The following is a 25432-nucleotide window of genomic DNA, read 5'->3' as shown; positions in this document are numbered from 1 at the left end:
AAATAATTATGACAAATGCGTCTTAGGCGCTCGTATAAACGAGCTACCTTATCCTCTCCCTTTTCCTACGCCTGCATCACTGGAGCTTTCATGAACACCGCCGCATTGCGCGAGCAGATTTCCCGTGCCCATCAACACGAAGCCAGCACGGGCCAGCTTGCCCAGCAACTGGAAAAACAATTGCCGCACCTGCATTCGGCCATCTCCCTGGCTGACGGTGATCGCAACATTGTCATGACCCGCTTTGTAACGGCCTACATCGACCTCGTCCCAGACTTACTCGACGCCGCCAACGACGTAGCCCGCGAGGCGGGTATCGAAAGCCAGATCAAGCCGGTGCTGAAGATTGCCGAGCATTTCTTCCTGCAACCGCCCGCCATCCTGGCCGGCCATGAAGGGCTCGACAGCCTTCTGGACGAGGCCTACCTGGCCCATCGCTTGGTGGAGGAAGTCAACGATCTGTATATCAAGCATTTTGGCCAGCCGTTGATACCGGCCGACACCACGGTGGCCAATGTCATTGCCCATCAACTGATCGGCGAGGCATTCGCCAACCAATTGGATGAAGCCGTGCACCACGCGGTGGACGAAATGCTTAACGAGGACAGCTTTGCGCTGGAGTCGGTCGAAGCCTATCGCGACCAGCTGAAGAGCCCGGACACGGAAGCTGCGTGGAAGCGCTGGCCGTGCCTGTCGCGGCAGTTGGGGGTTGAGCTGGCGCTGGATCAGCCTGCCTGATTTCCAGCCCCTCAGAGGTCAAATGGGGGAGCTGGCTTGTCCGCTCCCCCATCTTTGACCCGGTTTCGTCAGCCTGTTGAAGCCGCTGAACCTATCCCCGTCGTCGTCCGCACCCTGCCTTCCAACCGGCGCTTCAACCCGCGCGCCTCGATCACCAGCTTCGAGCCCTTGGCCGCATTGGCCCGCCCCCACTCCTCCAGCAACTCCAGGCAGGAATGGTCGATGTAACTCAGGTTATTGAGCGGCACGTGCACAGTGCTCCCCGCAGGCACCGTCGACAGCACTTGAGTCAACGCCGGCACTTTCAGAAAGGTCGCCGCACCGGTCAAGCGCAACTCCATCTCGCCTTCCTGGGGCAAGTCGATCAGGCTGACCTTGAGGCGTGAAGCCTTGAATGCCAGCTTGACCAGCGTCAACCCGAAGCCCACCAGCACGCCGGTCAGCAGGTCGGTAAAGATGATCGCCAGCGCCGTAGCCGCATAGGTGAACATCGGCATCCGCCCATAGCGGCCCAACGCCTTGAACGCCTTGACGTCCACCAGCTTGATACCGGTGTACACCAGCACGCCCGCCAGGCTCGCCACCGGGATGCTTTGCAGCACACTCGACAGCAGAAGCACGAACGCCAGCAGCCACAGGCCATGGAACATCGCCGACAAACGCGTGGTAGCACCGGCTTGCACGTTGGCCGAACTGCGCACGATCACGCCGGTCATCGGTAAAGCGCCGACCAGGCCACAGAGCATGTTGCCTACACCCTGAGCGGACAATTCCTTATCGAAATCAGAACGCTGACCACTGTGCATGCGGTCGACTGCCGCGGCGGAGAGCAGGGTTTCTGCGCTCGCGATAAACGCGACCGCAAAAGCAGCGATCAACAGTTGGGGATCTGCGAGGTTCAACAGGTCGCTTGGACGCAACCAATCGATGGCGTCGGCGAGGTTCTCCGGGACCTCGACGCGCTTGACCTGCAACGCCAGGATCAGGCTGACAACGGTGGTCAGGCCCACGCCCAACAAGGCGCCGGGCACAAAGCGCAGCGTCTGCGGGCGGCATTTATCCCAGGCGTACATCACCAGCATCGTCGACAACCCGAGCAATCCCGCCTGCCAGCCCAGGCCACCGCCCAGGGTCGGGATCGCCTCGGCCAACGCCGCCGGGAAGCCTGTCAAGTTGTCCAACCCCGAGGGCTTGGGCGCGCCGTCGAGCATCACGTGAATCTGGGATAGCACAATCAGTACGCCAATCCCCGCCAGCATGCCGTATACCACCGCCGGGGCCGTGACGCGAAACCAGCAACCCAGGCGCAAACGCCCGGCTACCAGCTGCAGAAAGCCGGCCAGCAACAGGATCGGCCCGAGCATCAGCATCCCGTGCTGGCGCACCAGTTCGAATACCAACACAGCCAAACCGGCGGCGGGACCACTGACCTGCAACGGCGAACCCGCCAGCCAACCCACGACCAGGCCACCGATGATCCCGGTGATCAGGCCTTTGGCAGGCGGCATGCCGGAGGCGATCGCGATGCCCATGCACAGGGGCAGGGCGACCAGAAACACAACCACGGAAGCGAGCAGCTCCCGTGGCAATACAGCTTTCAATTGAGCAGCACGCATGATGACTCTCCCGAGGCATTCGCCGGGCGCGGTAAAGCCTGGCTGCGTCCATGGCAGCCACCGCTTTACCCGGCAGGGAAGTGTTTTAGAAGCGCGCTTTAGGCGTCGCGCAAGGGATCGGCCCGTCGCCGCCCAACGGTCGGAACGCCGACTGGTCGGCATCGTAGGCGCGTATTTCGCTGGTCTCGATGTTGTAGATCCAACCGTGGATAAACAACTGACCATTGGCCATGCGCGAAGCCACGGAAGGGTGGGTACGCAAATGCTGCAGTTGGGCAATGACGTTTTCTTCGGTCAGCACCTTCATGCTCTCGCCTTCGTTGGCGCAGTCGCAGTTGTCCTCGACCATGGACTTGGCGACCTCGGCGTGTCGCAGCCAAGCCCGGACGGTTGGCATCTTCTCCAGGCTGGCCGGGTTGAGAACCGCACGCATGGCGCCGCAATCAGAGTGCCCGCAGACGATGATGTGCTGCACGCCCAGGGCAAGTACCGCGTACTCGATGGCCGTGGAAACACCGCCGTTCATCTGCCCATAAGGCGGCACGACGTTACCGACGTTACGGGTTACGAACAGATCGCCAGGCGAACTCTGGGTGATCAACTCAGGCACGATGCGCGAGTCGGCGCAGGTAATGAACATCGCCCGTGGGCTCTGTGCCGTGGCGAGTTTCTTGAAGAGTTCTTCCTGCTGCGGGAAGACGTCGTGATGGAAATGCAAAAAGCCGTCAACGATATGCTTTAGCGCTGCATCGGCGGTTTCCGCCACTGGAGAGGCAGAAGCCGACGCAGCCAACGGCTGTTTATCCTTGTCACTCATGATTCATCCTCTTGATTAATGCAGGGGAGTTTTCAGCTCAGTTCTGACGCCAGGCTGGTGCAATAGTTGTAAATACCACAGACCAGAACGTCGACTCATCAGTCACTCGCTGAACAAGGTAACCGTCGAAACTTAACTCAAACTGAATGAACCGCTCTAGGACGCGGGTTTCAGTGATGTCAAAACGCGACTATTCCTACAGGAACCTCACATTCTTCCTGCTCATTCTACAACAAAGCCATCTGCCTGCCCGGTGGACAAAAGGCTGTGCAATCCAGATTGAAACCCTCCCGCCGGTTCAGCCCGAGGCGCTTGATCGCCTTGCTGAAGCGCTGCGCCAGCAAATCGGCAAACGGGCCTTCGCCACGCATGCGCACGCCGAACCGGCTGTCATAGACCTCGCCGCCACGCACCTGGCGCACCAGGCTCATCACATGGGCCGCACGTTGCGGGTAATGGGCTGCCAGCCACTCCTCGAACAATGGTGCCACCTCCAGCGGCAGGCGCAGCATCATGTACGCCGCGCTTTGCGCGCCAGCGGCATGGGCTTCGGTCAACAGGCTTTCCAACTCACTGTCGTTGATCATCGGGATCATCGGCGAGCACAGCACACCCACCGGGATCCCCGCCTCACGCATCACCCGAATCGCCCGCAATCGCGCCTTGGGCGCCGCCGTGCGTGGCTCCAGGATGCGCTTGAGTTCGTCGTCCAGGCTGGTGAGGCTGATCATCACGGCCACCAGCCGCTGGCGCGCCAACTCGGTCAGCAGATCCAGATCGCGCAAAATCAGCGAACCCTTGGTGATGATGGTCACCGGGTGGCGATACCGCAGCAACACTTCCAGGGTTTTGCGGGTGATCCTGTACTCGCGCTCGATCGGCTGGTACGGGTCGGTGTTGGAACCCAGGTTGATCGGCGCACACACATAACCCGGCTTCGACAGCTGCTGTTCCAGCACATCCGCGGCGTTGGTCTTGGCGATCAGTTTGGTTTCGAAATCCAACCCTGGCGACATGTCCCAATACGCATGGCTGGGCCGGGCGTAGCAGTAGATGCAGCCATGCTCGCAACCGCGGTAAGGATTGATCGAGCGATCAAAGGGCAAGTCCGGCGAGTTGTTGCGGGTGATGATGGTCCTGGCCGTCTCGATGCGCACTTCCGTGCCCTGGGTCGGCGGCACTTCCTGGAACCACCCATCGTCCTCGGCCACGCTGACAGTGGGCGCAAAGCGGTTATGCAGGTTGGTGGCCGTGCCCCGGCCTCGGGGCGGCAGCGGAGTAGACATGAAAACGCCTCGATACTGTTTTTATATACAGTATCGAGGCGCAAGGCTTCTGACCAGTGCCGTTTGGCGGTCAGGGAGGGATCAGTGCTTTTGCGTCACTTGCCCCAGGTCATCGCCAGAGGTTGTGCGCATATCGTTCTTGCGCAGGTCCGCCACCTCACTGGCTTTTACCGGCGTGCCTTGGTTACCCCAACTGCCGCGGATAAAACTGACCACATCCGCCACTTCCTGATCCGACAGGCGCCAGGCGAACGCCGGCATGGTGAACGTGGACGGCGCCGTGTGGGTGGCCGGCAAGGTGCCACCGTTCAACACGATGTTGATCAATGACGTGGCATCCGCTGTCTGCAGGACAGGGTTGCCCGCCAATGCCGGGAACACGCGTGTATAGCCATGGCCATCGGTACGGTGGCAAGCGGCGCAGTTGTCGATATACACCGAGGCGCCCCGCTGACTGTCATCGCCTTTCCACAGCGCATCCGCCACCTGCTTGTCGTACGAGTGCGGCGTGTCCTTGGGGTCCACCGCCGGCAGGCTCTTGAGGTAACGGGCGATAGCTGTCAGGTCATTTTCAGACATGTACTGCATGCTGTGGACGACGACATCGCTCATGCCCCCAAACACCGCACTGCGATCACTGCGACCGGTCTTGAGGAAGTGCACCAGTTGCTCCTCGCTCCAACTGCCGAGACCGTCCTTGTGGTCGCCGCGCAGGCTCTTGGCGATCCAACCTTCCAGTGGCGCGCTGCCGGACAGGAAAGCGTCGCCGTCAGTGGCACTCAGGGCTTTTTCCTGCATGGTCAGGGCCCGTGGCGTATGGCACGCGCCGCAGTGGCCGAGGCCTTCGACCAAGTAGGCACCGCGGCTGATCACCGGGTCGGCAGCGGCAGGCGCCTGATGCGCGTCGACTGCAGGCGCAAACATCCAACGCCACGCCGCCAACGGCCAACGCATGCTCAAGGGCCAGGGAATATCACTGTCCTTATTCTCCTGGGCAACGGGTTCGACCCCCTTCATGAAGTACGCATACAACGCCTGCATATCGCTGTCGCTGACGCGTGCGTAAGACGGGTAGGGCATGGCCGGGTAAAGCGTACTGCCGTTCTTGGCGACGCCATGGCGTACGGCCTTGTCGAAATCTTCGAAGCTGTAGTCGCCCAGGCCGGTCTTGTCCGGCGTGATGTTGGTGGAATAGATCACACCAATGGGGGTTTCCATCGGCAGGCCGCCGGCAAAGGGCTTACCGCCCTTGGCGGTGTGGCAGGCCACGCAGTCACCCGCCCGGGCCAGGTATTCACCCTGCTTGATCAAGTCGGTTTCAGCGGCGCTCGCAGAGCAACTGCTGAAAAGGGCAAAGGTCGCGATAACAAGTGCTTTCATGGTCATCGCTCCTTATGCCTGAACCAGTGGGCCGGGGTTTTTCAGATACTGCTCGCGGATCGCCCGGGCCGACCAGTAGGTCAATGCCGCCACCAGGCCGGTCGGGTTGTAACCCAAGCCCTGTGGGAAAGCGGACGCGCCTGGGACGAATACGTTGTGTACATCCCAGCTCTGCAGATAACGGTTCAACGCGCTGGTTTTCGGGTCGGTGCCCATGATCGCGCCGCCGTTGAGGTGGGTGGTCTGGTAGGACGCCGTGTTGAAGTGTTCACCCACCTTTTTGCCGAGTACCGCAATCGCCTTGGGGTTCATCGCTTCGGCAACCTTGCCCATCTTCTCGACCATGAAGCGGTTCATCTTGATGTCGTTTTCCTGCCAGTCGAACGTCATACGCAGCAACGGCAGGCCGTAGGCATCTCGGTAAACCGGGTCCAGATCCAGGTAGTTGCCCCGGTAGGATTGATGGGCGCCGTGGGCATCCATCGACACCTGGTGGGTGTAATAATCGGCAGTGGCACGTTTCCACGCGCTGCCCCAGGCCGGGGTGCCCGGCGGGTTGGAGGTGCCTGCAATCGGCCGGCTGCCCGCCTGGTTGACCCACATCGGCGAACCGCCCACGAAACCGTGGGGGCCGTGGTCGAAGTTGTCGGCGTTGAAGTCATCGATGGCCACGCCATTACCGCCCGCACCGATGAAGTTGTTGGTGTGGGTGTCCTTGTCGAAGAAGGCCTTGATGGTCGCCATGTTCTGGTAGGCGAAGTTCCTGCCCACCACGCCCTCGTTGGTAATCGGGTCGTAGGGCTTGCCGATGCCCGACAGCAGCATCAGACGCACGTTGTGGAACTGGAAGGCGCCAAGGATTACCAAGTCCGCCGGCTGCTCGTATTCGCGCCCCTGGGCGTCGATGTAGGTCACGCCGGTGGCCTTGCTCTTGGTGCTGTCGAGGTTGACCTTGAGCACATGGGAATTAGGCCGCAGCTCGAAGTTCGGCACCTGGCGCAACGCCGGCAGGATATTCACGTTCGGCGAGGCCTTGGAGTACATGTAGCACACGTAGCCACTGCAAAAACCGCAGAAGTTGCACGGGCCCATCTGCGCGCCATAGGGGTTGGTGTAAGGCCCCGAGGTATTGGCCGAGGGCAGGTTGTAGGGTTTGTACCCGACGCTGGCAGCGGCTTTCTGGAACAACTGCGCCGACACCGTGTTTTTCTGCGCTTGCAGGGGGAACGGGTTGGAGCGATCCGGTGCGTACGGGTTGCCGCCACGCCCTTCGCCGACCAACTGGCCTTTTACGGTCCAGGCCTGGCCGGAAGTGCCGAAGACTTTTTCTGCGTAGTCGAAAAACGGCTCGAGCTCTTCATAGCTCACGCCGAAGTCCTGGATGGTCATGTCCTTGGGAATGAAGCTTTTGCCGTAGCGCTCCTCATAGTGGCTGCGCATGCGCAGCTCAATCGGGTCGACACGGAAATGCACGCCCGACCAGTGCAGGCCTGCGCCGCCCACGCCGTTGCCCGGCAAGAACGCACCCAGCTGACGGTTAGGCAGGGCAACGTCATTCACGCTATGGCGAATGGTCACCGTCTCTTTGGAGATGTCCTGAAAGAGTTTCTTACGCACGCTGTAGGTCAATTCGTCGATGACCTGGGGGTAGTTGCCGTCCGGATAAGTGTCCTGCATCGGGCCGCGCTCCAGCGCTACCACGTTGAGGCCCGCTTCCGTCAGTTCCTTGGCCATGATCGCGCCGGTCCAGCCGAAGCCTACGATCACCGCATCCACTTTTTTCATGATGGTCGCCACGTTCAGGCCCTCTCGCCGCGGATTGAAACTGCCGGGAAGGGGTACTGCTCGTTGCGTTCCACCCAATCCATGAAATCGGCGCGGGCGCCGGGGAAGCCGATCATGGTCCAGCCGACCATGCCTTTGTTGCCACCGTGGATCGGGTCGCAGAAGAACCCTTCCTTGGTGTTTTGCAGCAACAGGTTGAAGAACATCTTCGGCGGCACCGCCTCAAAATGCGCTGTCACTTCGCTGCCACCTGCCTCGAGGCGGCGCAATATATCGTCTCGGGTAGCGCTGTCTTGCGCAGCAAAAGTTTTACCGTTGAAGGCCTTCGACCATGCATCCGTCGCGGCAATGCCCAGTCGATAAATGTCCTTGGGCACCAATTTGCTCTGCCAGCCCATTTCCGGCGGCGCATCGGCGTTGAACGGGCCTTGCATGAACCATAGGGCGCCGCTGGCGTAAGGGGTGTTCATCTGGCGGTCGATATATTCCGGCGCGCCCGCTTCCAAGGCGCCCGGGCCTTGAGCATCGGCAGGGATCAAGCGCTCGACGGCGGCGTTGATAAACGCCCACTCCTCAGCGGTGAAATACGTGGGCTCGTAGGACTTTTCGGTAACCACTGGCTTGGCAGGTGCCGCCTGGGCGGGCTCAGGCGTAGCCATCAGCATCGAACCGCCAAGGCCGGTGCTGGCAACCGTGACAACCGGGATCAGGGTCAAGGATTTGCGCAGAAAGTCACGCCGGGGGTTGTCTTGATCTTGATCAGACATGGTGGCACCTCATCATGTGGTCACGGGTTTATCAGCCGCTTCTGGGAGCAGCTTGTGGGTTTTTCAGCAGCGAATTGGATCCAACCTATCCAAGGGGATAGAACGCAGCGGCAATCAATAGTTACAAATGATAGCAGGCTAAGGATGTAGAGAATCGTTTCAGCGACTAAAGACTGAGGCTTAACGATTCTTTGACGAACCCCTCACGCCTCCTTGACCCCCTGCAGATGAAGCTGGGCACTCTCTCCCACCCTCTGCTCGGTTATGTCACAGATGCTCAAGAATCAATGGTTGGAGCAAGGAAGAGGCGCTGAACGAGATGACGGTGGGCGGCTTTGGCACCAGTAACGGCTTCAAGGACGGCATCCGCTACATGATGAGAGCCGATGTCGACAAGCTGCGCACGGCTTTGGCGAATGGCGATTGCAGCACGAGTGCGTTTGCACTGTGCTCAATGAAGGATTGGATCACGACGACAGGCAAGGACGAAAAACAAGGGGAGGCGCCAAGCTTGCCAGCGATAGCGATCCCATGAGCGCTATCGCTGGCAAGCCGGGCTCCTACAACGGTCAGACTTTTTTCAGCTTCGGATTAGGAAAGAACTGCACCGCCTGCACCTTAGGGTCCGCAGGCGCTTTCAACGCCGAGGTATTCACTCGCGTACCCAGCTCTTTGGGCACCGACAGCCCCTGGTCATTCAGCGTGTCGGTATAGCCGCAGGCCACGCACTCGCGATGCGGCACGTTGTCTTCGGTCCACATCTTCAGCTTGTCTGGCTCGCTGCACGCCGGGCAGACCGCCCCGGCGATGAATTGCTTTTTGGTAATCACAGGCCCCTCACTCATGCTGCCGCGTCCTCACTCAAGCCGCTGTGGCGCAAGAGTGCGTCAATTGACGGCGCTCGTCCGCGGAAGTCGACGAACAGTACCATCGGCTCCTGCGAACCGCCCCGCGCCAGGATCGCCTCACGGAAGGCGCGGCCGGTTTCGGCATTGAGCACGCCGTCTTCTTCGAACTTGGAGAAGGCATCTGCCGACAGCACTTCGGCCCACTTGTAGCTGTAGTACCCCGCCGCGTAACCCCCGGCGAAGATGTGCGCAAAGCTGTTGGGGAAGCGGTTGTAGGCCGGCGGACGCATCACCGATACCTCGTCGCGCACGCCTTCCAGCACTTGGGCCACACTGCGGCCATCACCGTGGGTGGCATGCAGTTCGAAGTCGAACAGCGAGAATTCCAACTGGCGCACCATCATCAGGCCGGACTGGAAGTTCTTGGCCGCAAGCATTTTTTCCAACAGGTCCTGAGGCAGTGGCTCGCCGGTTTCGTAGTGACCGGAGATCAGCGCCAGGCCTTCCGGCTCCCAGCACCAGTTCTCCATGAACTGGCTCGGCAACTCCACCGCATCCCAGGCCACGCCGTTGATGCCGGACACTCCCGCGTGTTCGACACGGGTCAACAAGTGATGCAGGCCATGGCCGAATTCGTGGAACAGCGTGGTGACTTCATCGTGGGTCAGCAGCGCAGGCTTGCCGCTGTCGGCCGGGGTGAAGTTGCACACCAGGTTGGCCACCGGGCTTTGCAGTACGCCGTCGATCGTACGACGACGATCGCGGGCGCCGTCCATCCAGGCACCGCCACGCTTGTTGGCGCGAGCGTACAGGTCGAAGAAGAAGCGGCCGACGTGCTGGCCGTTTTCCTTGATTTCAAACAGGCGGACATCCGGGTGCCAGGTGTCGAAGCCTTTCTGCTCGGCGATCTCGATGCCGTACAGGCGCTGCACAATGGCGAACAGGCCGCCCAGCACTTTGTCGATCGGGAAATAGGCACGCAGGGCTTCCTGGGACACGCTGTAGCGCTGCTCACGGAGTTTTTCGCCGTAGAAACCGCTGTCCCAGCTTTGCAGGTCGGTGCAGCCTTGTTCGGCGGCGTAGGCCTTGAGTTGTTGCAGATCCTGGGCAGCGAACGGCTTGCTGCGCTTGGCCAGGTCGCGCAGGAAGCTCAGCACTTGGTCACTGGACTCGGCCATCTTGGTGGCCAGGCTCAGTTCGGAGAAGGACGCGTAACCGAGCAACTGAGCCAGTTCCTGACGCAGGTCGAGGATCTGTTCCATCACCGGGCCGTTATCGTTCTGACCGGCATTCGGGCCCTGGTCCGACGCACGGGTGCAGTAGGCCGCGTAGACTTCTTCACGCAGAGCGCGATCCTGGGCGTAGGTCATCACCGCGTAGTAGCTCGGGAATTCCAGGGTGATCAGCCAGCCGTCGAGGCTTTTGGCCTGGGCGGCCGCGGCCATTTGCGCCTTGGCCGAGTCAGTGAGGCCGGCGAGGGTGGCCTCGTCGGTCACGTGTTTGGTCCAGGCCTGGGTGGCGTCCAGCAACTGGTTGGAGAATTTGCTGCCCAGTTCGGACAGCTTGCTCTGCACTTCGGCGTAGCGTTTTTGCTGCTCGGGCGGCAAATCGATACCCGACAGGCGGAAGTCGCGCAGGGAATGCTCCAGGATGGTTTTTTGCGCCACGTCGAAACCGGCGGCTTCCGGGCTGTTGGCCAGGGCTTCGAAGGCTTGGAACAGCGCGCGGTTCTGGCCCATCTCGGTGGAGTAGGCACTCAGCGCCGGCAGGCAGCCTTCATAGGCTTCGCGCAGTTCGGCGCTGTTGCACACGGCATTGAGGTGGCTGACAGGGCTCCAGGCAGCGCCCAGGCGGTCGTTCAGCTCGTCCATGGCCAGCACCAGGCCGGCCCAGGTCGGATTTTTACCCTGGCTTTGCAGGATACCTTCGATGGCAACGCGGTTGTCAGCGAGGATCTGTTCGATGGCCGGCTGGACGTGCTCGGCACGGATCGCCGAGAACGGCGGCAGGTCGTAGGACTGCAGAAGAGGGTTGTTCGCGCTCACGGTTGGCACCTTGGCTGAAGAAACATGTAAGAACAAAGATGGGGCCATCTTAATTACAATCAACGCCCACCGCAGCTATCAGCAGAAGAGAGAGAGGCTATCGTGACCCTTCGCACCTATCAGAACCACACGCCAGCCCTGGGCGCCGGGGCTTTTGTCGATATTTCGGCGGTGGTGATCGGCGATGTCGAAATCGGCGCCGACAGCTCGGTCTGGCCGCTGACCGTGATCCGCGGCGACATGCACCGCATCCGCATCGGTGCGCGCACCAGCGTGCAGGATGGCTGCGTGCTGCACATCACCCACTCAGGCCCCTTCAACCCGGACGGTTTCCCGCTGTTGATCGGCGACGACGTCACCATCGCCCACAAGGTCATGCTGCATGGCTGCACCGTGGGTAGCCGCATCCTGATCGGCATGGGCAGCATCGTGATGGACGGCGCCGTGGTGGAAGACGACGTGATCATCGGCGCTGGCAGCCTGGTGCCGCCAGGCAAGAAACTCGAGAGCGGGTTCTTGTATGTCGGCAGCCCGGTTAAACAGATCCGCCCGCTGACTGACAAGGAACGCGCCTTTTTCACCTACAGCGCCGCGAACTACGTGAAGCTCAAAGACCTGCACCTGGCTGAAGGATTCGACCGATGACCCTGCACTACCAAACCGTCCTGTTCGACCTGGACGGCACCCTCACCGACCCGCGAGAAGGCATCACCCGCTCGATCCAGTACGCCCTCGCCAAACTCGGCATTGATGAGCCGGACCTGACCCAACTCGAACACTTCATCGGCCCGCCCTTGCTGCAAGCGTTCATGCAGTTCTACGGCTTCGATGAAGCCAAGGCCTGGGACGCGGTGAATTTCTATCGCGAGCGCTTCAAGGTCACCGGCCTGTATGAAAACCGTGTGTTTGACGGCGTGATGCCGCTGCTGGAAGACCTGAGCGGCCAAGGTCGCCAGCTCTATGTGGCGACGTCCAAGCCGTGGGTGTTTGCCCGCGAGATCGCCCGGCATTTCGATTTCGCCAAGCACTTCAAGGTGATCTACGGCAGCGAATTGGACGGCACGCGCACCAATAAGGTTGAGCTGATCGCCCATGTGCTCAGCGAAGAAGGCCTGGACCCGGCCACCACCCTGATGATTGGTGACCGCAAGCATGACTTGATCGGCGCGCGCAGCAATGGGCTGGATTCGGCGGCAGTGGGGTACGGGTTTGGCAGCTTCGAAGAGTTGAATGCCGAAGCGCCGACCTGGCATTTCGAGACGTTGGCACAGATGCATGAGGCGTTTTTGCAGCGGCCTTGAGACCCCATTCGGCGGCAAACCCGCTCCCACGTTCGACCGCACTCTAGCTGTTGAAAGGCGGTCACCTGTGGGAGCGGGCTAGCCCGCGAAGAGGCCCTAATGGCCAGGACCCTCCAACTGTCTCAACGCCGCCTTGCGCCGTTCCACCGGCAACCCTCCCAGCTTCTCCACCGCCGCATAGAACCTCACCCAATCCCCTCCCTCCTGCGCAAACAAGGCCGCGAACGCCGGCACCCACTGGTCGTACAGCCCGAACGGCAACAGCCGCGCATTGTTCATGGGCTGGTTGACCCAGCCGTCATAACGTTTATCGCCGCCCCATTGGCTATCCCGCAGGTGCCGGTAATCACGGCGCAAACGTTCGAATTGCGCCGCCTTGGCCTGGCGCATCGCATCAACCGCCAAGGGTTGCGCGTACAGGGCCTGCAGACGTTGACGGGTATCGAGGACCAACTGGATAAACTGATCACGCTGCGTTGAAGTCGACAGGCTATCCGGCGCCAACCCACGTGCCGCGCGCCATTGGCGCGTACCTTCCTGCTCGACGAAATTGGCAAACGACTCGTTGAACTCGGTGTCGTCCTTCACATAGAAACGCTGGTGCGCCAGCTCATGGAAGATCAGCGTAGCCAGGCGCTCATCCCCCCAGTTCATCATTGAATTCATGATGGGGTCATTGAACCAGCCCAAAGTCGAGTAAGCCTCGACGCCACCGATCGATACATCCATGCCCCGTTGCTTCAACAACGCCGCCTCGCCGCGCGCCGCGCCCTGGTTGTAGTAGCCGCGATACGCCACGCAGCCAGCGATGGGGAAGCAATGGGTTTCGGGGGACAGGGAAAACTCCTGCGTGGCGAAGACGTTCCAGACCACGTACGGCCGGCCAATATCAGCGTACAACCTGTAACTCTGGTTGTCGGGAAGGTGCAGGTGTTCACTGGCGAACGTGCGCGCTTTCTGCGATTGCACCAGGTGCTCGCGCAGCAATGCGGGGCGGGTGGGGTCGGCAATCACCTGCGCCACCGGCTCACGAGCCCGTAGCAATTGCCACTGACCACTGGCCAACTGGCCGTAATAACTGACACTGGAGCAGCCGCTCAGCAGCACAACCATCAACCCTGGAAGAAAACGCCTGACCATGCCTCGACCGCTCCTGGGTAATTTGCTCGCCAGACTATCGTGCCTGTGCGGAATTTTTCCATGGCCTGACGTGTTTATACTCATAGGGAGTCTGCTGCCGTCGCGTCAGGCTCAATTCTCTCTTTCTGTCGAGTGCCTGCCATGCGTCAGCTCTTGCTTCCCGTCGCCGCCGTGTTCCTTAGCGCCTGCACGACAACCCCCGTACCCCCTGTGGATCCGCAGCAAGCCTGGGTGGATTTCACCACGCCGACGCCGGGTTCCAAGCTGGTGATGGCGCAGCGGCTGGACGGCAAGAACCTGGATGACGGGCGCTATTTCCAGTTCCCGCCCGGCCATCACGAACTGATGGTGCGTTTCGACTTTGAAGTCCCTGCTGGCGGCGGTTTGGGTGGGCTGAGCCAAATGATGTACCGCACCTGCTTCATGACCCTGGAATACGACCACTTCCAGGCCGGCCAGCGCTATGTGCTGGAAGGCCGCTCACTGGCCTTCACACCCAATATCCGGCTGTATGACTCGGCGCGTCAGTTGCTTGCAGAAGAACGCAGCGTCAACTGCATCTGATCAGTCGTTGTTTTTCTGGTAGACGATGGCTTTGGTGCCGTTCTCGCAGCTGCCGACGACCATGGCTACGTCGTGCTTGTCGGCTTCTTCCTTGCTGACGATCTCCAGGGTGTAGGACGGAACCGCATTCGCCTGGATCTTGACCTCGATCTCTTTCCTGAGCTCTTCGCAGTCTTTTGGTGCGGCCACAGCCGATGTGGCCAATACACCGCAGATGATAGCCAAGGCAAAACGTTTCATGTTGAAGCTCCCTAAATGCATTGCGCACGAGTGTGCGGCTAAGGCTGCATAGGCTATAGGACCACATCGGTGAAACACGAGTTCTGATTTAACGCATAACTAAATGTCGTCACACAGCTCTGTGGGGGCCGGGCATGCCCGCGATGCAGGCGCCTCGGTTGCGCAGTGACACCGAGGTGATGCCATCGCAGGCACGCCAGCTCCCACAGAAGCTGGCGCCTGACAATACAGCGGTGTCAGTTTACGAGCGTGCCATCCAGTGTGATGGTCGCGTTCAGCACCTTGGACACCGGGCACCCTTCCTTGGCCTTCTTGCTCAGTTCATCAAACTGGGCCTGGCTAGCGCCTGGAATCTTGGCCTTGAGGACCAAGTGCACCGCAGTGATCGCGAAACCACCGTCGACCTGGTCCAGGGTCACCTCAGCGTGGGTGTCGATGCTGTCAGCCTTGAGCCCGGCGTCGCCGAGAATCATGGAAAACGCCATGGAAAAACAGCCAGCGTGGGCTGCGCCGATCAACTCTTCCGGGTTGGTGCCCTTACCGCCTTCGAAACGGGCCTTGAAGCCGTAGGGCGCTTCGCGCAGTACCCCGGTTTCCGTTGAGATGGAACCCAGGCCAGTCTTCAGGTCACCTTCCCAATGCGCGGATGCTTTTTTAACGATACTCATAGCGGTCTCCTCGAACGGTGGTTTTGCGTCAGTAAGGGTTCTGAGGATAGACGGCCAGGCAAAGTTCATCTTGTCGGAGAAACCTAGTGATGCAGTAGGAAATTTCCGGCCCAACTATTGAATCTCGGGTATATGCCCTCATTGCATAGGTATGCACATGCAGCGGCAGGTTTTGGTTCGTCTAAAAAGCCTGCGGCCCCCTTGGAGAAGCAGGCTTATGAAATCGCTGTCCGACGTAAAGTTCTCGACCCTCGACTTGGTGCCCGTGCGGGCCAACGGCAGTCCGGCGCAGTCGCTGCGCAATTCCCTGGACCTGGCCCAGCACGTGGAAAAGTTCGGCTACAACCGTTTCTGGGTGGCTGAACACCACAATATGGACGGCATCGCCAGCTCGGCCACCTCTGTGCTGCTGGGTTACCTGGCCGGTGGCACTTCGACCATTCGCGTCGGCTCCGGCGGCGTGATGCTGCCCAACCACGCCCCCCTGGTGATCGCCGAGCAGTTCGGCACCCTGGAAAGCCTCTACCCTGGCCGTATCGACCTGGGCCTGGGCCGTGCGCCCGGCTCCGACCAGATGACCGCTCGCGCCCTGCGCCGTGAGCGCTCGGGCAGTGCCGATGACTTCCCGGAAGATGTGGCCGAGTTGATGGCCTACCTGGGCCCACGCACGCCCGACCAACGGGTAATTGCCGTTCCCGGCACCGGCACCAACGTACCGGTCTGGTTGCTGGGCTCCAGCCTGTTCAGCGCCCAACTGGCGGGCGAACGCGGCTTGCCCTACGCCTTCGCCTCGCATTTCGCACCACGCCTGATGCATGAAGCGATTCGCGTGTACCGCAACCACTTCAAGCCTTCGGCCGTGCTGGACAAACCCTACGTGATGCTTGGCATTCCGTTGGTGGCCGCTGACACCGATGAGCAAGCCGACTACCTGGCCACCTCCGTGTACCAACGCATTCTCGCGCTGATGCGCGGGCAGAGCCTGGTGCAGCGCCCCCCGGTGAAAACCATGGAAGGCCTATGGCTGCCCCATGAAAAAGACGCAGTCGCCAGCTTTCTTGGCCTAGCAATGGTGGGCAGCCCGGCGAAGATCCGCGCCAAACTGGACGTGCTGATCGAGCAAACCGGTGCCGATGAGTTGATCTTTACCTGCGACCTGTACGAGCACGCCGACCGGATTCATTCCTATGAGTTGCTGGCGCAGTTGATGAAAGGCTAAAACCTTCAGGCGAAAAAAAACCGACGCACGTGCGTCGGTTTTTTATGTCTGCCACACGGGATTAACCGCGCTTGTAGGCGATTTCCTTGGTGCCGGCTTCGCAGCTGCCGACTACGGTATAACCCTCGGCTGCAGCGCCTTTATCCACCACTTCCAACGAATAACCCGAGGCGCCCTTGGCGTCGATTTTCGCTGCAATTTCGCTTTTCAGCTCTTCACAAGGCTTGCCCGCCGCCAGGGCTGTGCCTGCAATGCTCAACAAACCTACCGCTAACAAGAACTTCTTCATCCGTTACTTTCCTTGCGCTGATCGAAAAGAGCGTGCCGACGCTCGTGGCATCGGCACCCATTGGTTGTAGCGCAGGTTATGGCAATCGGCCAGTCGGCAAGTTCAACCGATGTGATCAACTACTGGCAATTCGGAACCCCACTTTGAGGGTCACTTGGAAGTGTGCCGCCTTGCCGTCCTTGATGTGACCACGGGTTTCGGTCACCTCGAACCATTCCAGGTGCTTGATGCTCTTGTTGGCTTCGGCCAGGGCATTGTTGATCGCGTCTTCGATGCTGGTGGTGGACGAGCCAACCAATTCGACTTTCTTGTAAGTGTGATGATCACTCATGGCAGTTCTCCTAAGGGTCGTTTAGCAAGCGTAGCAGTCAATGTTCGTACTGCTTCTGGCGACCATTCCTACCTGAAAGTTCAGATTTACTGCACTTTCTGAAATGGCCGCAGTCGGTATCTACACATGCCACTCAATCATTCAGGAGAGTCCACATGGCCAACACTTCTTTACGCAAAGCGTCGCTGGAAAGCATGGAAGCCGAGATTTCGAGCCTGCTCAAGTCACTTGAGAGTCTCAAGGACGATGCGTCCGATGAGTCGCGCAAAACGCTGAAGGCCCTGAAAAGCAATGCCGAGAATGCCCTCAAGCACTCCCGTCACCTGATCAGCGATGCCTACGAAGAAAGCAAAGTCAAAATCCGCGAAACCGGTGTTGCAACCCGCGATTACGCGCAAGAGCACCCATGGACCACCGCCGGCGTCGCTGTCGGTGCATTGGGTCTGCTGGCGGCTTATCTGCTGTGCAAACGCGGTGACTGATGGTTTACCGGCTAACCCGGCTGGCGCAACAGCTCAGCCTTGAGCCACTGCGCCAGCTGCCCAGCGCGACCGTCTGCGGCGCGCTTGGGTAGCCACAGCGCCAGGTGGGCCGGGGTTTCACTGAAACCCCATGGCGCCACCAGGCGACCCGCTCGCAAGTCCTCTGCCACCAGCGGCTCGGGTGCGATCGCCACCCCCAATCCTGCCACCGCCGCCTCCAGCAAATAATACAAATGCTCGAACCCCTGGCCATGCTTCAACGTGCCGGGCGCGATCCCGTGTTGCTGCGCCCAACTGGGCCAGGCTTGCGGGCGTGAGGTGGTGTGCAACAAGGCTTCGCCACACAAGGCTTGGGCAGGCGCCTGGCGCAGGCGCTCATAGCCGGCGAAGAGCGGGCTCATCACCGGGCCGATGCGCTCGCTGGCCAGCTCATACACCTGCATGTCCGCGGGCCATGGCGGCTCGGCAAACACCAGCAGGGCATCCAGCCCAGGACGGCGAGGATCGAGATCGCCATCACCTGCCGACAAATGCAGGCGCAGGTCCGGCAGGTCCGCGTTCAGGCGGCCAAGGCGCGGGATCAACCAGCGCGCCAGCAAGCTGCCCGAACACCCCAGCACGAACGGCGCGTCGGCGCTGCTTTGGGTGAGTTCGGCACACACATCCCTCAACCGCTCGAACGCTTCTGCGCTGGCGTCACGCAAACGGATACCGGAATCTGTGAGTTTAAGGCCGCGTCCATCCTTGACGAATAAGCTCACCCCCAAATGCTCTTCCAGCACCTTCAACTGCCGGCTGACGGCGCCGTGGGTCACATGCAATTGCTCGGCAGCCTGGCTGACGCTGTTAAGGCGCGCGGTGGCTTCAAAGGCACGCAGCGCGTTAAGGGGAGGAAGGTCGCGGCTCATATGTGAGTTTTCCTGACAGGTTACGGCGATCTTATCGGTTTTCAGCGTAGAAGGTCAGGGGTAGAGTGGTCCTCATTGCTTTACACCCCCCATTCTTTCCTGGAGCGTCCCATGACTCAGTCCCAGACCGATCTACGTAACGGCCCAGACGTCAACGGCCTGTTTGGCGCGTTCGGCGGCCGCTACGTCGCTGAAACCCTGATGCCGTTGATCCTCGAACTGGCCCGCGAATACGAAGCGGCCAAGGAAGACCCGGCGTTCAAAGAAGAACTGGCTTACTTCCAGCGCGACTATGTCGGCCGTCCAAGCCCACTGTATTTCGCCGAACGCCTGACCGAATTCTGCGGCGGCGCCAAGATCTACCTCAAGCGTGAAGAGCTGAACCACACCGGCGCGCACAAGATCAACAACTGCATCGGCCAGATCCTGTTGGCACGGCGCATGGGCAAGAAACGCATCATTGCCGAGACCGGCGCCGGCATGCACGGCGTGGCCACCGCCACCGTGGCGGCGCGCTTCGGCCTGCAATGCGTGATCTACATGGGCACCACTGACATTGAGCGCCAGCAAGCCAACGTGTTCCGCATGAAGCTGCTGGGCGCCGAGGTGATCCCGGTAGTAGCCGGCACCGGCACGCTCAAAGACGCAATGAACGAAGCCCTGCGTGATTGGGTGACCAACGTCGACGACACGTTCTACCTGATCGGCACCGTCGCCGGCCCACACCCGTACCCTGCCATGGTGCGTGACTTCCAAGCCGTGATCGGCAAGGAAACCCGCGACCAGTTGCAAGCCCAGGAAGGCCGCCTGCCGGACAGCCTGGTGGCGTGCATCGGTGGCGGCTCCAATGCCATGGGCCTGTTCCACCCGTTCCTGGATGACACCAGCGTCCAGATCATCGGCGTTGAAGCCGCCGGCCACGGCATTGAGACCGGCAAGCATGCCGCCAGCCTAAACGGTGGCGTGCCCGGCGTACTGCACGGCAACCGCACTTTCCTGCTGCAAGACGACGATGGCCAGATTATCGACGCCCACTCCATCTCCGCGGGCCTCGACTACCCCGGCATCGGCCCTGAACACGCTTGGTTGCATGACATCGGCCGTGTCCAGTACACCTCGGTGACCGACGATGAGGCCCTGGATGCGTTCCACAAATGCTGCCGCCTGGAAGGGATTATTCCTGCACTGGAAAGCGCCCACGCGCTGGCCGAAGTGTTCAAGCGCGCACCCACCCTGCCGAAGGATCACCTGATGGTGCTCAACCTCTCGGGCCGTGGCGACAAAGACATGCAGACCGTGATGCACCATATGGAACAGTCTAAGCAGGAGAAACACTGATGAGCCGCCTGCAAGCCCGCTTTGCGCAGCTTAAAGAAGAAAACCGCGCCGCCCTGGTGACCTTCGTCACCGCCGGCGACCCGGGTTATGACACCTCCCTGGCAATCCTCAAGGGCTTGCCAGCCGCCGGTGCCGATGTGATCGAGCTGGGCATGCCCTTCACCGACCCAATGGCAGACGGCCCGGCGATCCAGCTGGCCAATATCCGCGCGCTGGAAGCCAAGCAGAACCTGGCGAAAACCCTGCAGATGGTCCGCGAGTTCCGCAAGGACAACCACGAAACGCCGCTGGTATTGATGGGTTACTTCAACCCGATCCATAAATACGGTGTGACGGCGTTCATTGCCGATGCCAAGGAAGCCGGCGTCGACGGCCTGATCGTGGTCGACATGCCGCCCGAGCATAACGGTGAGCTGTGCGACCCGGCCCAGGCTGCCGGCATCGACTTTATCCGCCTGACCACGCCAACCACTGACGATGTGCGCTTGCCGACCGTCCTGAATGGCAGCTCCGGTTTTGTGTACTACGTGTCAGTGGCCGGTGTTACAGGTGCGGGTGCAGCGACCCTGGAGCATGTCGAAGAAGCCGTGACCCGCCTGCGTCGCCACACCGACCTGCCGATCTGCATCGGTTTTGGTATCCGTACACCGGAACAAGCGGCGGCCATCGCTCGCCTGGCCGATGGCGTGGTCGTGGGTTCGGCGCTGATCGATCACATCGCCAACGCCAGCAATGACCAGCAAGCCATCGATGGCGTACTGGGCTTGTGTGCGGCGCTATCGGAAGGCGTGCGTAACGCCCGTAAGTAAGCGCCCCGTAAGCCATAGGTAAAGTTCCTGATACAGAGGAATCAACCTGCTCAGGCACGGCCTAAACAGCAAGACCAAGGGATGTCGAACCTCGTTCGAGATCCCTTTTTTTGTGTGTGCCCTGAGGAATACCCGATGAAAATGCCCAAATCCGTGATCGCAAGCCTCGGCGTGCTGGTGCTTGGTGCCAGCGCCCTGGTGCAAGCCGCGCCTTATGACCAAGGCGGCCCTGACCGTGGCGGCCCGCAAGGCCAGCACGAACAACGTGGCGATGACCATCGCGGCCCGCAGGACAACCGTCGCGGCGGCCCACCCCAGGACTTCGGTCCGGTTCGGCAGATCATCCATGACAACCACGGCCAGTTCTCCCGCGGCGCACCACCACCGCCAAATGTGCGCCTGGTGCGCGGCCAGCCACTGCCCCGTGGCTACTACGGCGAACGCCTCGATAACCGCGCCCTGGCGCGCTTGCCGGTATACCCGGGCTATGAATGGCGCCGTTCGGGGCCGGATGTGGTGTTGATTGCCGTCGGCACGGGCATCGTCTACGAGATCCTCGACGGCGTCCTCAACTGAGCCACTCCCACTGCAGGAGCCGGCTTGCCGGCTCCTGCAAGGTTGGGCGGTGGTTATTTGAGTTCGATGCGCTCGACCTTACCAACCAGCAAGACGTAGGACAGCGCACCGAGCAACGCCAGCACCGCAATATAAGTAATTGCCGGCGCAAACGAATCGCCGCTGGCGAGAAAGCCAATCACGATTGGCGTGGCAATCGCCGACAGGTTGCCGATGAAATTGAACACCCCACCGGTCAGCCCCAGCAGCCGCGCCGGCGCCAGGGTCGACACCAACGACCAGGTGATGGACGCCAGGCCATTGCCAAAAAACGCCAGCGCCAGGAACGCAATCACCCACGCCGTCGAGTCCACATAGTTGGCGCCGATGATCGCCGTGGAGATCAGCAACCCGCCAATGATCGGCAATTTGCGTGCAAAGCCTACCGACGCGCCGCGACGAATCAACCAGTCGGAAAAGACCCCGGAACACAGCACGCCGACAAACGCCGCGAGAAACGGTAACGACGCCAGCAGGCCGGACTTGATGAAGTCCATGCCGCGATATTTCACCAGGTAGGTCGGGAACCACGTCAGGAAGAACCACAGCGTGGAGTTCAGGCAGAACTGCCCCAGGTAGATGCCCCAGAGCTTGCGCTTGCTCAACACGATGCCCAAGTCGACCCAGCTGAACGGCGCCTTGACCGTTTTCGCCTGCATATCCACCAGCCCGCCGCCGTCACGGATGAGCTCGATCTCCGCTGCGTTGGCGCCTTTGAAGTCCTTGGGTTCGCGATACACCGCGTACCAGATGATCGCCCACACAATGCCCACGCCGCCTGTGGCGACAAACACCATGTGCCAGCCAAATGCGTGTTGCAGCCAAGCCAAAACCGGTGTGAGGAACGCCAGCCCGACAAACTGCCCGGAGGTGTACACGCCAATCGCCGTGGCGCGCTCGCGCTCGGGAAACCAAGTGGTGACCACGCGACTGTTGATCGGATAGGCCGGGGCTTCCAGGGCGCCGACGGCCATGCGCAGCACGAACAGCGCGATGAAGCTGGCCGCGAAACCGAGCATCACCGTGGCGATGGACCACAGCAACAACGCGGCGGTGTAGAGGATGCGCGGCGGCACACGGTCTACCAGCCAGCCGCCGGGGATTTGCATGGCGGCGTAGGTCCAGCCGAACGCGGAGAAAATCAGCCCGACGTGCACGGGGTCGATACCCAGTTCGCTGGTCAGCGCCGGCGCGGCGATCGACAGGTTGCTGCGGTCGAGGTAGTTGATCACCACCGTGATGAACAACAGCAGCATGATGAAAAAGCGCTTTCTGGTAGGCGTGACTAAAGAAGCCTGCCCGGTGAAGGATTCAGGGTGCATGGGGGTCGCCTCTTCTTATGCTTATTGAGGTCTGAAATGGATCTGACGGGATAAACCGGATCAACAAGGTGGGAGCGGGCAAGCCCGCTCCCACCTGTTGTGCGTCAGCCAGGAATTACCACTCGGCAAAACTGCCGTCGGCATGCCGCCAGATCGGGTTACGCCAGCGGTGGCCGATGGCCGCGCGTTCGATCACGTACTCTTCGTTGATCTCGATGCCCAGGCCCGGCCCGTTGGGGATCTTCACAAAGCCTTGGTCATAGTCGAACACGCCCGGGTCGCGCACATAGTCGAGCAGGTCATTGCTCTCGTTATAGTGAATGCCCAGGCTTTGCTCCTGGATGAACGCGTTGTAGCAGACCGCGTCCAGTTGCAGGCAGGCCGCCAACGCAATCGGGCCCAGCGGGCAGTGCAGGGCCAGCGCCACGTCGTAGGCTTCGGCCATGTTGGCGATTTTGCGGGTTTCGGTGATGCCACCGGCGTGGGACGCATCCGGTTGGATGATGTCGACGTAACCTTCGCTGAGCACGCGCTTGAAGTCCCAGCGCGAAAACAGGCGTTCGCCCAAGGCAATCGGGGTGCTGGTCAGCGGTGCCAGTTCCTTCAGCGCTTCGTAGTTTTCACTGAGCACCGGCTCTTCGATAAACATCAGCTTGTACGGGTCCAGTTCCTTCATCAGCACCTTGGCCATGGGCTTGTGCACGCGGCCATGAAAGTCGACGCCAATGCCGACGTTGGGGCCGACCGCATCACGCACGGCGGCCACGTTGGCCAGGGCCAGGTCGACTTTTTCGAAGCTGTCGACGAACTGCAGCTCTTCGGTGCCGTTCATTTTCACCGCCGTGAAGCCACGGGCCACGGCCTCTTTGGCGGCGCGGGCGGTGTCGGCCGGGCGGTCGCCGCCGATCCATGAATACACACGAATCTTGTCACGCACCTGGCCACCCAAGAGATCACTGACCGACACACCCAGGGCCTTGCCCTTGATGTCCCACAGCGCCTGGTCGATACCGGCGAGGGCGCTCATGTGCACGGCACCGCCCCGGTAGAAGCCGCCGCGATAGAGCACGGTCCAGATGTCTTCGATATTGCGGGGGTCTTTGCCGATCAGGTAGTCGGACAGCTCTTCGACGGCCGCCGCCACGGTGTGGGCGCGGCCCTCGACGACAGGCTCGCCCCAGCCGGTCACACCCTGGTCGGTCTCGACCTTGAGGAAGCACCAGCGCGGCGGGACGATAAAGGTCGTCAGTTTGGTGATTTTCATCTGTTATCTCTCTTATTAGATGCAGCGCCTGTGGGCGCGGAACTTGAAGTCAGCTCAGGGCTTTCCAGGCGGCGACATAAGCCTGGGCGCGGCTCGCTACCTGATCCACGGTCATGCCCGGCTTGAACAACCCGGAGCCCAGCCCGAAGCCTTTGGCGCCAGCGTCGATAAACACCTGCATGTTGTCCGGAGTAATGCCGCCCACCGGCAGCAACAAGGTGCCGGCCGGCAATACCGCCAGCCACGCCTTGATCACCGCCGGGCCCATTTGCTCGGCAGGGAACAGCTTCAACACGTCGGCGCCTTCGGCCAATGCGGCAAAGGCTTCGGTGGGCGTCGCCACACCCGGCGACAGGAACAGACCCGCGGCTTTGGCGGCACGCAACACCTTGGCATCGCTGTGGGGCATCACGATCACCTGGCCACCGGCGGCCTTCACTTGCTCGACCTGCTCAGGCAGCAACACCGTACCGGCACCGATCAGGCAATCGGCGGGCAGGGTATCGCGCAGGGTGCGGATGCTGGTGTAAGGGTCGGGCGAGTTCAGCGGGACTTCGATCACGCGAAACCCGGCCTGATACAGCACCTGGCCGACGGCCTCGGCTTCGTCCGGGCGAATGCCGCGCAGAATGGCGATCAAACCGTTTTGCGCGAGTGCTTGCTTGAGCATGTCAGGCCTCCGTTACAGGTTGAATGAGCTTGGCTGCCACGGCCAATTGCCACAGGCCACGCTCGGTGGCTTCCTGCGCCAGGCTGACGTGGGCAAAGCCGCAAAGGGTGAGGGCGCGTTGGTAGCGGGCGCAGAGGGGAGCGGCGCCGACCAGGATGATCGGCTGGTGTTTTGCGCGGCCGGGCAAACCGGCGAGTTCATGGCCGATGAGCAAACCCGAGAGGTAATCAGGCTGCTGGTCGGGGGCGAGTTGCGCGGTAAGTCCAAGGGTGCGCGCGCTGAACAGGGTCGACAGCACACCGCGCTGGCCGTCTTTGGAGAGCGCCACGTGCACGCCTCGGTCAAAGGCGTCAGCCTGGAATTGTTCGCTGGGTTGCTGGGTGCGCCCCAGGATGCTGTGTTTGCTCAGCACCGCGAACAGCTCGCCGGTCATGAAGGTGTCGAAGTGGGTGATGCAGCCCTCGACCACCTCGACCCACTTGGAATGGCTGCCGGGCAGGCCGATCAACCCATTGGCGCCCAACCCTTGCAGCACGCCCAATACTTGGGTTTCTTCGCCGCGCATCACATTGGGCAAGCCAACCCGCTCGATCACGCCCGGCACGATATGCACGTCGACGCCACGCACACTGCGCACGCGATGCAGCGCTTGGCCAAGGCTCGCCACATCGACCGGAGTGTTGCGGTAGGCCGCTTCGCTCCAGCCCTGGGCGCTGCCAACCATGCCGCAGGCGATCACCGGCACGTTGGGCGCGGCGTCGAGCCAATCCCCGCAGGCCGCATCGAACGCCAACTCGAAGCCATCGCTGCAGCGTACGCCGGCTATATCGCGGGGCTCGGTGGGCAAATGCATGATGCCCCACGCCAGCGAGCGCTGTTCCAGCACCACGCCTGCGGGGCCGAGTTTATAAGCACGAAGGGAGCTGGTACCCCAATCGAGCGCGATCAATTGCGCCTGCATCGCTTCACCTGAATTGAGTGGGTGCTGAA

Annotated in this window: 27 protein-coding genes and 1 pseudogene; 10 read left to right on the top strand and 18 right to left on the bottom strand. The window is 61.1% G+C overall.

All coding sequences use genetic code 11. The annotated features are described in order from the left end of the window. Positions 1-90: 90 nt before the first annotated feature. Positions 91-738: a hypothetical protein gene (locus ATH90_RS00230; RefSeq protein WP_034110585.1), complete on the top strand. Its 648-nt coding sequence runs from the start codon at positions 91-93 to the stop codon at positions 736-738. A 68-nt stretch (positions 739-806) separates the two neighbouring features. Here ATH90_RS00230 and ATH90_RS00225 read toward each other — a convergent pair whose 3' ends face one another. From ATH90_RS00225 to ATH90_RS00200, 6 genes are all read right to left on the bottom strand, one after another. Continuing rightward, positions 807-2354, bottom strand: coding sequence for a SulP family inorganic anion transporter (locus tag ATH90_RS00225; protein WP_034110584.1), 1548 nt, complete (start codon positions 2352-2354; stop codon positions 807-809). A gap of 85 nt (positions 2355-2439) precedes the next feature. Continuing rightward, on the bottom strand, positions 2440-3171 hold the full coding sequence (locus ATH90_RS00220) for a carbonic anhydrase (RefSeq protein WP_034110582.1): 732 nt from the start codon (positions 3169-3171) through the stop codon (positions 2440-2442). A 227-nt stretch (positions 3172-3398) separates the two neighbouring features. Further along, complete coding sequence (locus ATH90_RS00215; RefSeq protein WP_034110580.1) at positions 3399-4457, bottom strand: PA0069 family radical SAM protein; 1059 nt, start codon at positions 4455-4457, stop codon at positions 3399-3401. An 81-nt stretch (positions 4458-4538) separates the two neighbouring features. After that, positions 4539-5837: a cytochrome c gene (locus ATH90_RS00210; protein ID WP_098465475.1), complete on the bottom strand. Its 1299-nt coding sequence runs from the start codon at positions 5835-5837 to the stop codon at positions 4539-4541. A gap of 12 nt (positions 5838-5849) precedes the next feature. Beyond that, positions 5850-7634 (bottom strand): GMC family oxidoreductase, encoded by a 1785-nt coding sequence (locus ATH90_RS00205; protein ID WP_034110576.1) that lies wholly within the window; start codon positions 7632-7634, stop codon positions 5850-5852. 2 nt (positions 7635-7636) lie between these two features. After that, positions 7637-8389, bottom strand: a complete 753-nt coding sequence (locus ATH90_RS00200; protein ID WP_034110574.1) for a gluconate 2-dehydrogenase subunit 3 family protein — start codon at positions 8387-8389, stop codon at positions 7637-7639. A 283-nt stretch (positions 8390-8672) separates the two neighbouring features. Here ATH90_RS00200 and ATH90_RS00195 point away from each other — a divergent pair. Then, positions 8673-8924 (top strand): annotated as a pseudogene (locus ATH90_RS00195) (protein tyrosine phosphatase); the annotation flags it as partial. Between the two features lie 34 nt (positions 8925-8958). Here the strand turns inward: ATH90_RS00195 and ATH90_RS00190 are convergent. Both ATH90_RS00190 and prlC read right to left on the bottom strand, forming a co-directional pair. After that, complete coding sequence (locus ATH90_RS00190; protein ID WP_034110570.1) at positions 8959-9234, bottom strand: YheV family putative zinc ribbon protein; 276 nt, start codon at positions 9232-9234, stop codon at positions 8959-8961. Then, entirely contained in the window at positions 9231-11330 is a 2100-nt protein-coding gene (prlC, locus tag ATH90_RS00185; RefSeq protein WP_174555868.1) for an oligopeptidase A, read from the bottom strand. Before prlC ends, ATH90_RS00190 begins: the two co-directional genes overlap by 4 nt. 54 nt (positions 11331-11384) lie before the next feature. On the opposite strand from prlC, the gene ATH90_RS00180 reads away from it, so the two are divergent. Together ATH90_RS00180 and ATH90_RS00175 are read left to right on the top strand one after the other, a co-directional pair. Continuing rightward, a complete protein-coding gene (locus ATH90_RS00180; RefSeq protein ID WP_098465474.1) occupies positions 11385-11927 on the top strand; it encodes a gamma carbonic anhydrase family protein in 543 nt (180 codons plus the stop codon). Continuing rightward, positions 11924-12583: an HAD family hydrolase gene (locus ATH90_RS00175; protein WP_034110564.1), complete on the top strand. Its 660-nt coding sequence runs from the start codon at positions 11924-11926 to the stop codon at positions 12581-12583. Before ATH90_RS00180 ends, ATH90_RS00175 begins: the two co-directional genes overlap by 4 nt. Before the next feature lie 96 nt (positions 12584-12679). Here the strand turns inward: ATH90_RS00175 and ATH90_RS00170 are convergent, their stop codons facing one another. After that, positions 12680-13723 carry an aminopeptidase gene (locus ATH90_RS00170; RefSeq protein ID WP_098465473.1) on the bottom strand — a complete coding sequence of 348 codons (1044 nt, stop codon included), beginning with the start codon at positions 13721-13723 and terminating at the stop codon, positions 12680-12682. Between the two features lie 141 nt (positions 13724-13864). On the opposite strand from ATH90_RS00170, the gene ATH90_RS00165 reads away from it, so the two are divergent. Further along, on the top strand, positions 13865-14287 hold the full coding sequence (locus tag ATH90_RS00165) for a PA0061/PA0062 family lipoprotein (RefSeq protein WP_034110560.1): 423 nt from the start codon (positions 13865-13867) through the stop codon (positions 14285-14287). Here ATH90_RS00165 and ATH90_RS00160 read toward each other — a convergent pair whose 3' ends face one another. Both ATH90_RS00160 and ATH90_RS00155 read right to left on the bottom strand, forming a co-directional pair. Beyond that, complete coding sequence (locus ATH90_RS00160) at positions 14288-14527, bottom strand: DUF1161 domain-containing protein (RefSeq protein ID WP_034110558.1); 240 nt, start codon at positions 14525-14527, stop codon at positions 14288-14290. It lies immediately after the preceding gene. A gap of 236 nt (positions 14528-14763) precedes the next feature. Further along, positions 14764-15195: an OsmC family protein gene (locus ATH90_RS00155; RefSeq protein ID WP_034110556.1), complete on the bottom strand. Its 432-nt coding sequence runs from the start codon at positions 15193-15195 to the stop codon at positions 14764-14766. A 217-nt stretch (positions 15196-15412) separates the two neighbouring features. Between ATH90_RS00155 and ATH90_RS00150 the strand changes: the two genes are divergently transcribed. Beyond that, positions 15413-16414 carry an LLM class flavin-dependent oxidoreductase gene (locus ATH90_RS00150; protein ID WP_034110554.1) on the top strand — a complete coding sequence of 334 codons (1002 nt, stop codon included), beginning with the start codon at positions 15413-15415 and terminating at the stop codon, positions 16412-16414. 61 nt (positions 16415-16475) lie between these two features. On the opposite strand, the gene ATH90_RS00145 is transcribed toward ATH90_RS00150, so the two are convergent. Beyond that, positions 16476-16703 carry a DUF1161 domain-containing protein gene (locus tag ATH90_RS00145; protein WP_034110552.1) on the bottom strand — a complete coding sequence of 76 codons (228 nt, stop codon included), beginning with the start codon at positions 16701-16703 and terminating at the stop codon, positions 16476-16478. Positions 16704-16818: 115 nt separating this feature from the next. Beyond that, complete coding sequence (locus ATH90_RS00140) at positions 16819-17034, bottom strand: dodecin (protein WP_005783406.1); 216 nt, start codon at positions 17032-17034, stop codon at positions 16819-16821. 155 nt (positions 17035-17189) lie between these two features. On the opposite strand from ATH90_RS00140, the gene ATH90_RS00135 reads away from it, so the two are divergent. Next, positions 17190-17516: an ElaB/YgaM/YqjD family protein gene (locus ATH90_RS00135; RefSeq protein ID WP_003170746.1), complete on the top strand. Its 327-nt coding sequence runs from the start codon at positions 17190-17192 to the stop codon at positions 17514-17516. 11 nt (positions 17517-17527) lie between these two features. Here the strand turns inward: ATH90_RS00135 and ATH90_RS00130 are convergent, their stop codons facing one another. After that, positions 17528-18424 carry a LysR family transcriptional regulator gene (locus ATH90_RS00130; RefSeq protein WP_034110551.1) on the bottom strand — a complete coding sequence of 299 codons (897 nt, stop codon included), beginning with the start codon at positions 18422-18424 and terminating at the stop codon, positions 17528-17530. A 111-nt stretch (positions 18425-18535) separates the two neighbouring features. Between ATH90_RS00130 and trpB the strand changes: the two genes are divergently transcribed. The 3 genes from trpB to ATH90_RS00115 all read left to right on the top strand — a co-directional run bounded on the left by trpB (position 18536) and on the right by ATH90_RS00115 (position 21147). After that, on the top strand, positions 18536-19762 hold the full coding sequence (trpB, locus tag ATH90_RS00125; RefSeq protein WP_034110549.1) for a tryptophan synthase subunit beta: 1227 nt from the start codon (positions 18536-18538) through the stop codon (positions 19760-19762). Then, a complete protein-coding gene (gene trpA / locus ATH90_RS00120; RefSeq protein ID WP_098465472.1) occupies positions 19762-20571 on the top strand; it encodes a tryptophan synthase subunit alpha in 810 nt (269 codons plus the stop codon). Before trpB ends, trpA begins: the two co-directional genes overlap by 1 nt. Positions 20572-20706: 135 nt before the next feature. Beyond that, the gene (locus tag ATH90_RS00115; RefSeq protein WP_034110545.1) at positions 20707-21147 is read left to right on the top strand and encodes an anti-virulence regulator CigR family protein; all 441 of its coding nucleotides are present in this window, start codon (positions 20707-20709) and stop codon (positions 21145-21147) included. 53 nt (positions 21148-21200) lie between these two features. Here the strand turns inward: ATH90_RS00115 and ATH90_RS00110 are convergent, their stop codons facing one another. The 4 genes from ATH90_RS00110 to ATH90_RS00095 form a co-directional block, all read right to left on the bottom strand. After that, complete coding sequence (locus tag ATH90_RS00110; RefSeq protein WP_034110543.1) at positions 21201-22508, bottom strand: MFS transporter; 1308 nt, start codon at positions 22506-22508, stop codon at positions 21201-21203. Positions 22509-22623: 115 nt separating this feature from the next. After that, positions 22624-23772, bottom strand: a complete 1149-nt coding sequence (dgoD, locus tag ATH90_RS00105; RefSeq protein WP_003170741.1) for a galactonate dehydratase — start codon at positions 23770-23772, stop codon at positions 22624-22626. 49 nt (positions 23773-23821) lie between these two features. After that, positions 23822-24442 (bottom strand): 2-dehydro-3-deoxy-6-phosphogalactonate aldolase, encoded by a 621-nt coding sequence (locus tag ATH90_RS00100; RefSeq protein WP_034110541.1) that lies wholly within the window; start codon positions 24440-24442, stop codon positions 23822-23824. A gap of 1 nt (position 24443) precedes the next feature. Continuing rightward, complete coding sequence (locus tag ATH90_RS00095) at positions 24444-25403, bottom strand: 2-dehydro-3-deoxygalactonokinase (RefSeq protein WP_098465471.1); 960 nt, start codon at positions 25401-25403, stop codon at positions 24444-24446. Positions 25404-25432: the final 29 nt, after the last annotated feature.

The organism is Pseudomonas lurida (genome assembly GCF_002563895.1).
GTDB lineage: Bacteria > Pseudomonadota > Gammaproteobacteria > Pseudomonadales > Pseudomonadaceae > Aquipseudomonas > Aquipseudomonas lurida.
This window is presented reverse-complemented; position numbering and strand designations above follow the sequence as displayed.